The organism is Streptomyces sp. NPDC002787 (assembly GCF_053592095.1).
In genome coordinates this window covers 182,885-195,734 of record NZ_JBSFVC010000008.1, presented here as the reverse complement: position 1 = coordinate 195,734, position 12,850 = coordinate 182,885, and the positions used below count along the sequence as shown (strand labels likewise).

The window sequence follows — 12,850 nt, the reverse complement described above, 5'->3', positions numbered from 1 at the left end:
GTGGTTCCTCTCGGGTGGGAAAAGCGAGTGATGGGGGTGGGGGCGTGGGCGGTCAGGACTTCTGGGGCTTGTCGTCCCCGGCCGGCTTGGACGCGCCGGAGGGGGACGCCGAGCCTGAGGGGGACGCCGACGGTGCGCCGGTGTCCTCCTCCGGCACGGCTGCCTCGTCGGAGTCGGCCCGGCCGCCCTCCGGGTCCAGGACGCCGCCGCGGATGTCCTTGATGAACCAGCCCTGCGCCGTGTTCACGACGGTCATCCGGTACGCGCGCCGCACGGTCGCACCCTTGGGTTCGCCCCAGGTGACGACCACGCGGAGCTGCACGGTCTGCCCATTGCCGTAGGTGTACGAGTCGGCGCCCTGGAGACTCTTGGGCACCAGTGCGACCACATCGTCGATCGTCGGGTCCGTCAGCCGGCCGGCCAGACCGGCGGTGGCCACCTGGGTGGCGCCGGGCGCGGCGAAGCGGGCCATGGCGGTGGAGTCCGACGCGCCCCATGCCTCGAAGTAGCCCGGCAGCACCTTCTCCTGAAGCTGTGCCGCGAGGGTGTCGTCGACGACCTCGTCCTCGTTGATCTCGGGCACGTCCGCGCGGGCGGGCAGCGGCATCTGGCCGACGTCGCCCGCGACGCGCATGCCTTCGCCGGTCGCGAGGTCCTTCACGTACACGGGCACGGTGAGTGTGGTCAGGGAGCCGTCCTCGCTACGGACCTGGATGCCGAGGTAGCGGCCGCGGTCACCGTACTCGGGAAGCTCCTCGAGGGTGCCGTCCCAGACGGCGGACAGTGCCGTGCTGGACCCCTCACCGCTCCAGCCGCACTCGGAGTCGACGCCGGAGGAGGCGTAGCGGGCCAGGTTCTCGCGGCGGTCCGCCTCCGTCTCCGGCGAGTACGTCATGCACAGCAGCGCGTACTGCTCGGCGAAGGTCGCCGCCTGCTGCGTCGGGAAGTCGGTGAGGCGGTACTTGGCCGCGTCGTCGGAGTCGAGACCCGCCGTGACGGAACCTGACGACGCGCCGATCACCATCCCCATCACACCGCACGAGCCCAGTGCGAACACGCATGTGGTGATCAGCAGGGTGGCTCGCAGCGCGACGTGCGTACGGCGGCCCCCGGTGCGGGCACGGCCGCCGGGCTTGGGGACGTCGAAGTCGCGGGCGGGGCGGGGCCTGGTGGCGGCCGGGGCCGCAGTGGCTCCGGTGGCGGTGGCCGGGGCGGCCGAGGTGTCGGAGCGGGTTCCCAGGGTGAGGGTCTGATTGTTGAGCGCTGGTGCCTGGTGTGCTTGGGGTGTCGGAGGCGCGTGGGTGACGGCCGAGGTCGCAGGAGGGGCGGACGTGGCCGCGGCGGGGGCGGTTGTCGTACCGCCCCTCTTGCGCTGTTCCTTCGCCGTCTTCTTCTGCTCGTACGCGGCCTTCCGTGCCGCCCGCTCGCGCTCGCGCTTCTCCTTCTTCGACTCGCTCGCGGGGCGCGTCTCGCGCGGCGGCAACGCCGGTACGGCGGCCTGCCCGGCCTGGGGCGTGTTGCGCACCCAGGCGGCGGCGACCTGTGCGCGGGCCGCGTCGGAGGGAAGCTGCTGCGGCTGGGGGTGGGAAGGCTGCGGGGCGGAGGGTTGGGCCTGGTGGGGGGCCGAGGGCTGACCGTGGCCCTGTGCCTGCCATGCCTGCTGTTGGGGCTGCTGAGGAGGACCGAAGGACCCGGGCTGGCCGGAAGGCTGGCCTCCGCCGACCGCGCCAGCAGGGCTGTTGTGGTCTGTCATCGAGTCGGTTACTCCAGCGAGTCGGTTCCCCGTCCGCCTCGGCGGGCACGACCGCACCGCACGACGGGCCCTGGCCCAGCCAGGTGCGCAGGCAGTGTGACAAAGACCTGTCACCCAACCGCTGTCGCTTTCCTTGCCGGGAGAGAGGGGATTCCCGAGCGGGCGGAGTTTCGGGAAAGGTCGGGATAAGTGTCAGGGATACGCCGGGAAGTCGTCGGGCCGTCCTGATCCGCGCCGGGCCCACAATGCGCTGGGCGCGTCTGCCGTACAGCTGACGTTCCCGGCACCACCTGGACCCGACGGACCGGCGAAGGACGACAGTTGACCGACCACAACGGGCACCCGCAGCCGCCGCAGCCCGACCCGCGCACCTGGGATGTTCCCCAGCAGGCCCCTTCGGTCCAGCAGGCGCCCGCCCCCGCTCCCGCGGCCGTACCGCTGCCCCAGGTCCACCAGGCCGACCACGCCTGGGTCGACGGCTATGAGCCCGGCAACCCCTGGCAGGCGCGGTTGTGTGTCGAGACGCCGTACGGCACCTTCGCCTATCCCCTCACCCCGAACACGATTCCCGAACTCCTTGAGCAGATGGTCCTGGTGGCCCAGGAACAGCAGGGCCTGCCGGTCGGTTTCGACGCCGGCCCCGAGCCGGAGACGGTTCCGGAAGGCGGCGAGGACCAACAAGGGCCGGACACCGATCTCCACAGCGGAAGAGCTGCCCGGCTGACTGGCTGGGCCCTCGTCCACGACCTGTGGGAACGCGAGGATCCGACGGCGCGGATCGTGATGGGTGCGATCGTCGTGGTGCTGTTGCTGCTCGGTATCGTCCTGGCCTGATCGCCGGCCCGCCCCTTCGGCCTCTTCGGCAGGCCGGCGCCGCCTCCTTCGGCCTCCTTCGACCACGGAGCCCTCAATCCGGTGGCGGTAATGACCTTCCGCCACCGCCGCCCCCGAACAGCGACCCCAGGAGTGGAACGATGACCGGTACCGAAGCCGAGGCCGAGGAGCCGGAGTTCTACTTCGCGGACGTCTACGTCTTCGTCTCCGACTACCTCGCCCAGATGGTCCGCCGCCGGGTCAACGGCTCGTCGGCCACCTGGTGCCCCAAGTGGTGGGAGCACCCCGAGGCCGGTGCCCGCCTCTCCGCGCTCTGGCTGGCGTGGGAGCACCTGCGGCAGGACCCGGCGCTCGGCATGTCGACGTGGTGGCTGCATCACGCCGACCCTCATCTGCGGGTGCTGATGGACGCCGACTCGGGCCCGTTCGCGGCCTGTTCGCCCAAGGACGGGCACACCGCGTACCCGTTCGATCCCCTGCCGGTGGATCCGCGGCCGGAGTGACGGCCTTCCGCCTTTCCCCACGCTCGCCCCCTTTTCCCGGGCCATTCCCCACCGGGAAAAGCTGAGCCTCTCCCGCCCTCACCTCCCCCTACCGTGTCCCGGTCAGCGCTCGACCGCCGTACTGGCTCAGCACAAGGGAGACGCGGGAACCGTGGAGTTGCCTGCCGAGAACAAGCGCACGGCATTGCTGGCTCTGGCGGTGCTCGGCGCTCTGCTGGCCGCCGCGCTGACGGTGTTCATCGTTTTCGACGGAGACGACGAGGACGCGGGCGGTGGGAACGCGGCATCGGCGGCACCCTCCGCGGGGAAGCCGGGACCCGGTGGTGAGGACGCGGACTCCGGCTCGGACGAACCGGGCGACGCCGAGGCGACCCCCATCGTCGCCCTCTCCGAAGTGGCCGAGGCGCACACGGTCATGACGAAGTACATGGCCGGCATCACCACCTACGACTACAAGAGCAGCGCGGTCACCTGGGTTCCCCCGCTGCTCGAACTCACCACCGGCGACACCCGGATGAAGCAGTTGACCGTCTTGCCCTCGGGCAAGGCCTGGGCGACCTGCGAGGCGGAGCAGTGCGAGTCCAAGGGCACGGCCGTCGTCGTACGCGACGCGGTGATCTCCGACGACCTGGTGCGCGGCAGCGGTCGTACGATCTCCAGCCTGGTCGAGGCGACCTCCACGGTCACCGCGGGCGGGCAGTCGACGACGGAGTCCAACGAATGGCTCGTGACCGTCCAGGAGGACCGCGGCAAGTGGGTGGTCTCGGGGTTCGACATCTTCGGCCTGGGTGACGTCGGCGCCTCCGACGAATCGGGGGAGTGAGCCTTCCATGGTGGCACCTGCCGTACTGGCAGCCGCGGCGAAGGCCGCGAAAGTCGCCAAGGCCGCCAAGGCCGCCGGTCAGCTGGCCGCGGCTTCCGGCGGCTCGAAGGGCGGAGGTGGCGGCAGGAAGAAGAGCGGCTTCAAGTGGTGGATCTTCCTCTGCGGCGGCGGCGGCCTCGCCATAGCAGGCATCTGTCTCGTCCTGCTGCTCATCGGCAGCATGATCGGCGGCGTCGGCAACGGCGCCACGAACGCGTCCTGCGCCGACTACGCCGACAACGCCGAAGCCGGTAACACCGGCGACGCGGCCGCCACCAACCCGATCATGCCGGCGGGCAAGATGTACATGCCGAGCGAGACCGCGCGCAACGAGATACCGCCGAAGATGATCCTCGCCGCGATGCGCGCCGCCGCCCGCTACGACGGCCTCGACTGGACGATGATCGCCGGTCAGATGTACCAGGAGACCAAGTACGGGCAGGACCCGTCGGCCGCGCCCGGCGGCGCCAACTCCCTGGGCTACATGGGCATTCTGCAGTTCGGCAAGCCCGCCTGGACGGACTACGGGGACGACGGCAACGACGACGGCCAGAAGGACCTGTACAACATCGACGACGCGGCCTGGGCCGCCGCCAACTTCCTGCACGCAAAGAAGGCGGAGACCCAGCCCTTCAAGGCGCTGCAGATCTACTCCGGCTCGACCGCCTCCAACACCATCTACCCGCGCGTCGTGCTCACCCAGGCCGCCCGCTACCGGGGCGTGCTCACCGGTGACACGGACCTCATCGAGCGCTGGTACGCCCACCTCAAGAAGACCGTCGAGAAGAACCCGGACTTCCCCACCCTCGGGAAGCAGTCCGACATCCCCGAGCCGGTCGGCAACGACGCCCAGCCCACGAAGGCTCTCAGCATCGCCGCGACAGCGGCCCGTTCGTGGTCTACCCCGCCGCTGGACGACGCCGGCGACGAGGCCGTCACCGCGCTGGACGACGCCGGCGACGAGGCCGTCACCGCCATGGCGCCGGCCGCGTACACCGGCACGGGCGGAGCGAGCGTGGCCCCGATCTCCTTCCCCGCCGCCAAGCCGCCCGCCGCAGGCAAGGACTGGCAGTGGCCCATGGAGAAGGGCACTTACCAGATGGGCACGGAGTACCACAAGAGCGGCAACATGTGGAGCCTCGGCTACCACACCGGCCTCGACCTGGTGGCCTCCAGCGGCACTCCCATCTACGCCCCGGCCGACGGCCAGGTCATGACCGCGGGCCCCGGCGGGTCCTACGGGAACATGACCAAGCTCCAGCACGCGGACGGCGTCGTCACGCTCTACGCCCACCAGACCACGATCAAGGTACGGACGGGGCAGTCCGTCAAGCGCGGTCAGATGATCGGCACGATCGGCGCGACCGGTAACGTCACCGGCCCCCACCTGCACTGGGAGGTTCTCGTCCCCGGTGTCGACAACCCGTTCGTCGGCGGCCAGGACAACGGCCCCGGCATGGTCGACCCCGAGGAATGGATGGCGGGCCGGGTCACGGCCAACCCGGACTACGGCACGGTCCCCGGCTCCGACTCCGACGACAAGTCCCGTGACGCCGAGTACGCCGACTGCGCGAAGGGCGGCAGCGGCGCGGCCGTCGCCCCCGACGGCGCCGGCGCCTCCGGTGTCCTCCCCGACTCCGACGACCCGGTGATCCGCGCGGTCCTCGGCTGGGCGCAGCGCGGCATCGGCGTCCCGTACGTGTTCGGGGCGCCGCGCCTCCAGGGCCAGAACCCGACCAGCTTCGACTGCTCCAGCTTCACGCAGTGGGCGTACTACATGGCCAGCGACGGGAAGATCGACATCGGTGGCACCACCTATGTGCAGGAGCCTCGCCTCAAGAAGTACGAGGTACAGCTGTCCGAGGCCCAGCCCGGCGACCTGATCTTCTTCCGGCCGGAGGGCAACGGTCAGTCGGGTCACGTGGGCATCGTCTGGGACCCCAAGAGCAAGAAGATCATCCACGCCCCGCGTCCGGGCAGGGATGTCGCCTTCAGCACGTGGGACAAGCAGGACCCGATCACCGGCGTCTACCGCGTGCCGATCCCGGCGGGCACGAACGCGATCGAGGGCGACGGCCACACAGACGCGTAAGGGCCTGGGGCGGGCCTGCGACAGCCGCCCACTGATCCCCCCATCACCGTGTGAAACAAGGAAGTTGATGAAGACACGCACTGGTCTCGTCGTCGGAACCGTCCTGTCCCTGGGACTCGTGACCGGCTGTGGCGGCGGTGACGACGACGCCGGGACCGGTACGAAGGCCACCGGGAGCCCGAAGGCGTCCGCGTCCGCCGACGCGGCCGGCGAACCCGTCTACAAGGGGAAGCGGATCCCGGGGCTGGCGGCGAAGCCCGCCTGGGCCCTGGCCCAGAAGGACGGCGAGGAGTACTCGTGCCCGGGTGAGGCCGCCTTCGACGGGCAGGACGAGAAGGGCTTCCCCACCGTCCAGAAGGGCGTGTGCCAGGTGGGGGACGCCTTCGTCCTGGTCCAGGACCGCACCGTCCCGGACGAGGAGTCCGAGACGGAGACACCGACGGTGCACCTCGTCGCCCACCTCTTCGACGCGGCCACCGGTGAGAAGCGCACGTCCCTCACCGTGAAGTGCGCGTACGACCCCGCACTGGAGAGGAAGCCCTCGTTCGACACTCTCGTCCAGGTGGGCGAGTGGAAGGACGGTTCCCCGGCCCTCCTGATCCGTACCTGCGAGAACAAGGCGGGGAGCGGTCTGAAGGCGGCCACGCTCAAAAAGGTCTACACCATGTACGACCCCAACGGCAGGGAACTGGGCAGCTCGACCCTCACCGGTGAGAGGAACAGGGACCTGCCGGTGGTCCGGGGACACGTCGAGATGCCCGACGGCGAGGTGACCTTCGCTCCGATCGGTGGCGGCAAGGACTTCGTTCTCGAGCGCTTCCTGGCCGACGAGACCATTTTCGGCACCGGCCAGGGCTATGTCGCCAAGTACGACGGGGCCTACTCCCCTCTGCGGTTGGCCGACCGAACCACGGGCGAGACCGTCTGGAGCACGGAGGACGACGTCACCCCGCCCCGAGAACTGCGTGGCAAGGGCGGCGACATCGAGGACGGCCACAAGGACCTGTTCCCGCTCCGGGGCGACCGGGCGACGCTCATGTGGACACCGCTGGGCGGCAGCGGGTCGGTGATCACCACGGTCGACCTGCCGACCGGACGCACCGTGGCCACGGGACCGTCCGTCGAGGTCCACCTGGCCACGACGGACCTGGCCGAGATCGTCGTCTCGCCCGATGGCAAGACCGCCGTCTGCAACTTCGGTGAGGGCGCGCTCGCCTGGAACACCGAGACCGGCGCCGAGCTGTGGCGCCAGGAGGCGGACGAGAAGAACATCAAGCCGTTGCTGATCACTCCTGGCGGTGTCCTCTACGCGACGCTCGACGACGGCGAGACCGCCGCTCTGGCCGCGGACACCAAGGAACTGCTCGGCATGGTCCCCGAGGGGACGGAGCTCCCCGAGGCGTTCAGCAGCAGCGGCTACACGCTCGTCGACACCGCCGACGGCCTCTTCGCCTTCGAGGGCGAGAAGGCCTGACGGCCGTTCCACCAGCTTCGCCCCACCCCCAGAAAGGACGGACCCGCGGGTGACCGCAGAACAGCAGAAGAAGCCCCGCGCCGAGGACGACTGGACGATCGAGATCGTCATCGTGGTCGCGATCGTGCTCCTGGGGGTCGTCGGGGCCTGGCTCGCGGCGAAGATCGGCGCGCCGTTCGCGGACGCGCCGGCACCGGCGTCGAACCCGCTGACCTTCCTCGTCGCCATGGTCAAGGGCGACTACAGCTGGCCGGGGTCGCCCGCCAGCGCCGTCGCCGCCGGTGAGGCCGTGCTGCTCGGCATCCTCGGCACCGTCGTGTACCGCGTGGTGCAGCGGTTCAAGAAGAAGCCCAAGGTGGACGGGGCCGCACAGCATCTCGCGAAGGGCGAGGAGCTTGGCAAGCTGACGATGAAGGGCGCGGCGGCCATCGCCGAACGGCTCGGCGTGAAGGCGCGCACGCCCGGCGTGTTCATCGGACGGTCCGTCAAGGGCCGCCAGCCGCTGTTCGGTTCGTACGAGGACATGCACGTCGACATCTGGGGCCCGCGTACCGGCAAGACGACGCGACGCGCGGTCCCCGCCATCCTCGACGGGCCCGGCGCCGTCCTCGTCACCTCCAACAAGCGCGACATCGTGGACTCCACCCGGGGCCCCCGTTCCGCGCGCGGCCCCGTCTGGGTCTTCGATCCGCAGCAGGTCGCCGCCGAGCCGCCCAGCTGGTGGTGGAACCCGCTGTCGTACGTCACCGACGTGGCCAAGGCCCGCAAGATGGCCGACCACTTCGCCAGCGGATCGCGGGACGCCAACGCCTCCACGGACGCCTTCTTCGACCCGGCCGGCCAGGACCTGCTCGCCAACCTCCTCCTCGCCGCGGCCTGCGGCAAGATGCCGATCACGCAGATCTACAGCTGGCTGTCCAACCCCAAGGACGACACCCCCGAGCGCATCCTGCGCGGCTCCGGGCACACCATGGCCGCCGACGGCCTCAACGGCGTCATCACCGCCCCCGACAAGCAGCGCAGCGGCATCTACGGCGTCGCCCAGCAGATGGCGTCCTGCCTGATCAACCCGGAGGTCAACCGCTGGGTGACCCCGCCGGCCGACCCGAACGCGCCCGAGTTCGACCCGCACGCCTTCGTCCGCACCGGCGGCACCCTGTACTCACTCTCCCGCGAGGGCCGCGACTCCGCCGGACCGCTGGTCACCGCGCTCACCGTCGCCGTCGTCGAGGCGGCCGAGGAGTACGCCACCACCCAGCGCGGCGGCCGCCTCCCGCTGCCCCTCGTCGGCGTCCTCGACGAGGCCGCGAACGTCTGCCGCTGGCGCACCCTGCCCGACCTGTACTCCCACTACGGCTCGCGCGGCATCATCCTCATGACCATCCTCCAGTCCTGGGCCCAGGGCATCGAGGTGTGGGGCGAGCGCGGCATGGAGAAGCTGTGGTCCGCCGCGAACATCCGCGTCTACGGCGGTGGTGTCTCCGACACCCGGTTCCTCGGTGACCTCAGCGAACTGGCCGGCGAGTACGACCAGCGCGAGTACCAGGCGAGCCGTGAGTCGGAGTTCGGCGGCTGGAGCGGCAACCGCACCGTCAGCGAGTCCGTCAGCCGCCAGCGCGTCCTCGGCGTCTCCGACCTGGGCGCCATGCCCCCGGGCCGCGCCCTCGTCCTCGCCTCCGGCACCAAGCCGGTCCTCGTCGAGACCATCCCGTGGTGGGAGGGGCCGTACGCCCAGGAGGTCCAGGCGTCCTTGAGGAAGTACGACCCCGGGGCGCGCTGATGGGGGAGGTCGTGGGCATCGCCTTGGGCGGTGCGCTCGCACTGACTGTTCCGAACCGGCCCGACCTCATCAGGGACCCGGTCATCACCTGGCTCCAGCGGGCCCGCACCGCGCTGGGGCTGCTGGCCAGTGTGTGGCTGGTGATGGCCTATCCGCTGCGGAAGGGGCGTGAGGAGTTCGTCCTGGACAAGCTGGGGAACCTGGCGCTGGGCTGCGCCATCATGCTGGGCGCCGGGGCCGTCGGAATCACGCTCTTCATCCTCGCGGCGCGCTCACCGCTGGGGAGTGTGTACACGCGTCGCCTCGTCGGGCCGTTGACCGTGATAGGGATCATCGTCCTCGGGATCGGCCTGTGCTGGCTCGCGTTCCTGGGGTTGCGCGGTGACATCGTCTCCGAGGCCGACATCGGTCGATTCGATCTCACGTTCGGGCTCTTCGGTGACCTGGCCGGGAGGGCGATCACCGGCCTGGTCATGATGGCGTTGCTGGTCGTGGGATTCTTCGCCTGCGTCGTCGTCCTGCTCGTCTCTCTCTGCACCACCCTGCTGGTCACGTTCATGGCCCTGAACTCCTGCTTCCGCACCGCCGACGTCCACGAACTGCTTCCCGCCCTCCTCTCTCCCCTGCTGGTCTGGTCGCTCTTCGCCCTCAGCGTCTCCGACACCCCCGATGTGGCGGCTCCGCCCGCCGTGATCTACTCCTTCCTCCTCGGCGGCCCGCTGACGGTGACGGCGCTGTCCCTGTGGGAGGTGCGGCGTCTGCGCGTCCGGCACGGGGTGACCCTGCGGACGGCACTGGGCCGCTGAACCGTCCTGCGCCGGTGCACGTCTCACCAGGTGAAACGCGTACGTCGCTGTTGGGGAGGCAACTCATGGCCATGGTCGGACTGTTCTGGATCGCCGCGGACGGTGGTGTGTACGTCGGGGCGAAGCCGGAGGGGTACGGGTATGGGGTGCGGCTGACGCCGGACTGGGTGGAGGCGCTCGGGACCGGCCAGAGCGCTGTGTGGGGCTGGTCGGAGATCCGGTCGGTCGACGTGCGGTACGTGCGGATCCGGTCCAGCGCTCGGCTGCTCGCCACCACGGCCGTCGACCTCGTCCTCCACGCCGTCGCGGGCGGCGGTGATGCCGCGGCCGCGTTCGAGGTGCACCTGGAGACCGCCGACAGGACCGTCGAACTGAACGCGCAGTCGGCCGCTTCCCTCGGCGGCTACGTCCAGTCCGAGTACGACCTCTCCGTCGCCCTGCTGGAGCGGCTCGTCGCGGGTACGGCGGACGTGGAGACGCTCGCGGAGTGGGGCCGCGCCCACGCCGCCGAGGGCACCCCGCGTCGCGAGGAGCGCGAGGCGCTGCTGCGGAAGTGGGCGACCGAGGGCTGAGCCGGCGGGGGAGCCCCTCGCGCCGCCCCCCGCGTTCCCGGGAACCCGGTTCCGCTCCTCCGCCGTCCCCCACAATGACCACTGGACACCGGGACACCGGAGGGACACATGACCGCACGGGACACTCCACAGGGCGCTCCACGGGACACCGCACGCGGCACCGCACGCGACAGCGGTGTCTCGGTGACCCACGACCTGGAGCCGCACGACTGGTCGAACGAGGAGACCGCGGCGTACGAGGCGGCGGTCGAGGCCGTCAACGGCGCGGTCGGCGCCTACAGCGCGCGGATCGCGGCCGAGGAGGCCAAGGATGCTCCCGACCCCGCCGTCATCGAGGCCGCGCGTGCCGCGCAGGGGCGGCTGGCGAAGGAGCGTGAGCGGCTGCGTTCGGCCGACCGGGAGCAGATCGCCGAGGCCCGCGCCCACTACGCCCGGGTCGCCCGCGAGGTCCTGGCGAGCATCAGGTGAACGTGGTCGACCCCGCCGAGGTGGAGCGGCACCGGCTGTCCGACGCCGAGAACCGGCGGATCTTCCGCGAGCGTATTGTCCCCGACCTCCTGGCAGGCCGGGCCGGGCAGGAGACGCCCACCGTGGTGTTCCTCGTCGGTCAGCCCGGCGCGGGCAAGAGCCGGGTCACCGAGATGGTGGCCGGCGTACTCAACCGCCACGGCGGCTTCGTCGACGTCGACAGCGACCTCTACAAGCCCTACCACCCCGCGTACGCCCGGCTGATGGCGCGGGACGACACCCTGATGGCCGCGTACACCCGCGCCGACGGGCGGGCCTGGATGGCCCGGGCCGAGGCGTACGTCCGCGAGCACGGGCTGCACGCGATCATCCAGGAGACCTCGCAGAACGCGGCGGCCGTGGAGGAGAAGATGCGCGCGTACCGGGACTCCGGCGCTCGCGTCGAGGCCCTCTTCATGGGTGTGCCACAGGCGATGAGCAACCAGGGCATCGTCAACCGGTACTTCGAGCAGCTCGCCGACCGGGGCCAGGGGCGGCTGACCGTGCAGTCCAACGCCGACGAGTCCTACGCCGGCATCCTCGAACTCGCCGACCGGGTCGACCGGGGTGCCCTCGCCGACCTCGCGAGCGTCTACCGGCGCGGCGAGAGCAAGCCGCGCTACAGCAACTCCCTCGACGATTCGGGCCACTGGGCCGGCCCGCCGGGTTTGCGCGAGGCCCTCATGGCGGAGCGTGGCCGCCCCTGGACGGCGGCCGAGAGCGACTCCTTCGTCACCACCCAGCTGAGACTCCGGGAGACCAGCCAGGCCCTGGGCCCGGAATGGCCGCCCCGGCTCGCCCGCATCGAGTCCCAGGCCCACCCCCTGCTGACCCCGAACGCCGCGGCCCGACTCGCCGCCCCGACCACCCAGCCACCCTCTCCCGTACCTTCGCCATCGGCTACGGCCGCCTCGTCGCCTTCGTCGCCGGCCGCCGCCCCCACCACCCCGCCTGCCTCGCCGTCGGCCGCAGCCGCGCGCTCCCGCAGCACCCCGCGCCCCGGAAGGCCCACCACACCGCAGCCTTCGGGGGAGGGGCCACGCCCCGGCGGCCCCACCCGCCCGACGCCGCACCAGGGGCCTGGCGGGCCCGACCCCCACCCGGGCCGCAGCAGATAGCGGACCGGACAGGCCCGCCCCCACCCACACACCACCGCCTCGACCCGCCCCCACCCCCTCACCTGTCTCCCCACCCGCGTGTCGACGCGCCCCGTGACGCCATCCGGAGTGAGGTCCACCACCCGTCGCTGTTCGTCGCTGTTCGCCCCGGGGGGCGGGAACGGGTGCCGGGGTCGCCGCAGACGGGCGTAACCCCCTCCGTGGCGTCAGGTAAGCGTTCACCCGGGCCGGGGACCGGCCACCGCCCTGACCTGCCACCCCGTACACGAGGAACCCGGCGAACGGCGGCGCGTATCCTCTCGGTTCTCAACCCCCGTTCGTACGAAGGTCATTGACGCGGACGGCTACCCATCGGTAGTCGTCGGCCCGTCTCACGTGAAGGCCGAGCGGCGACACCGGGGGTCCCTTGCTTTACCCTCTTCACACCGAGACCACACAAGGCTGTTGTCATCTCGTTAAGTGATTACTCCTTGACGCTGAGGTGATCACCGCGTTGGCTTTCAGCCACCTGGGTCGCAGTGCTGCACCCACGCCCGGAAGGCCCTTGAT

At 70.9% G+C, this 12,850-nt stretch carries 11 protein-coding genes; 10 read left to right on the top strand and 1 reads right to left on the bottom strand.

Annotation, left to right across the window (positions count from 1 at the left end; genetic code table 11):
• Window positions 1–52 precede the first annotated feature (52 nt).
• A complete protein-coding gene (locus tag ACWD26_RS13655) occupies window positions 53–1,753 on the bottom strand; it encodes a conjugal transfer protein (RefSeq protein WP_451269461.1) in 1,701 nt (566 codons plus the stop codon).
• Window positions 1,754–2,074: 321 nt separating this feature from the next.
• Here ACWD26_RS13655 and ACWD26_RS13650 point away from each other — a divergent pair, with 321 nt between their 5' ends.
• From ACWD26_RS13650 to ACWD26_RS13605, 10 genes are all read left to right on the top strand, one after another.
• Window positions 2,075–2,587 carry a hypothetical protein gene (locus ACWD26_RS13650; RefSeq protein ID WP_451269459.1) on the top strand — a complete coding sequence of 171 codons (513 nt, stop codon included), beginning with the start codon at window positions 2,075–2,077 and terminating at the stop codon, window positions 2,585–2,587.
• 140 nt (window positions 2,588–2,727) lie between these two features.
• Window positions 2,728–3,090, top strand: coding sequence for a DUF4913 domain-containing protein (locus tag ACWD26_RS13645; protein WP_451269457.1), 363 nt, complete (start codon window positions 2,728–2,730; stop codon window positions 3,088–3,090).
• A 151-nt stretch (window positions 3,091–3,241) separates the two neighbouring features.
• Entirely contained in the window at window positions 3,242–3,913 is a 672-nt protein-coding gene (locus ACWD26_RS13640) for a hypothetical protein (RefSeq protein WP_451269455.1), read from the top strand.
• 7 nt (window positions 3,914–3,920) lie between these two features.
• The gene (locus tag ACWD26_RS13635; protein ID WP_451269453.1) at window positions 3,921–6,044 is read left to right on the top strand and encodes a peptidoglycan DD-metalloendopeptidase family protein; all 2,124 of its coding nucleotides are present in this window, start codon (window positions 3,921–3,923) and stop codon (window positions 6,042–6,044) included.
• 67 nt (window positions 6,045–6,111) lie between these two features.
• Window positions 6,112–7,518, top strand: a complete 1,407-nt coding sequence (locus ACWD26_RS13630) for an outer membrane protein assembly factor BamB family protein (RefSeq protein WP_451269451.1) — start codon at window positions 6,112–6,114, stop codon at window positions 7,516–7,518.
• A gap of 49 nt (window positions 7,519–7,567) precedes the next feature.
• On the top strand, window positions 7,568–9,298 hold the full coding sequence (locus ACWD26_RS13625; protein ID WP_451269449.1) for a type IV secretory system conjugative DNA transfer family protein: 1,731 nt from the start codon (window positions 7,568–7,570) through the stop codon (window positions 9,296–9,298).
• Complete coding sequence (locus tag ACWD26_RS13620; protein WP_451269447.1) at window positions 9,298–10,104, top strand: hypothetical protein; 807 nt, start codon at window positions 9,298–9,300, stop codon at window positions 10,102–10,104. Before ACWD26_RS13625 ends, ACWD26_RS13620 begins: the two co-directional genes overlap by 1 nt.
• Window positions 10,105–10,169: 65 nt before the next feature.
• Window positions 10,170–10,676, top strand: coding sequence for a hypothetical protein (locus tag ACWD26_RS13615; RefSeq protein ID WP_451269445.1), 507 nt, complete (start codon window positions 10,170–10,172; stop codon window positions 10,674–10,676).
• 108 nt (window positions 10,677–10,784) lie between these two features.
• Complete coding sequence (locus ACWD26_RS13610) at window positions 10,785–11,144, top strand: hypothetical protein (protein WP_451269443.1); 360 nt, start codon at window positions 10,785–10,787, stop codon at window positions 11,142–11,144.
• Window positions 11,141–12,301 (top strand): zeta toxin family protein, encoded by a 1,161-nt coding sequence (locus tag ACWD26_RS13605; RefSeq protein WP_451269441.1) that lies wholly within the window; start codon window positions 11,141–11,143, stop codon window positions 12,299–12,301. The genes ACWD26_RS13610 and ACWD26_RS13605 overlap by 4 nt, the downstream gene beginning before the upstream one ends.
• Window positions 12,302–12,850 lie beyond the last annotated feature (549 nt).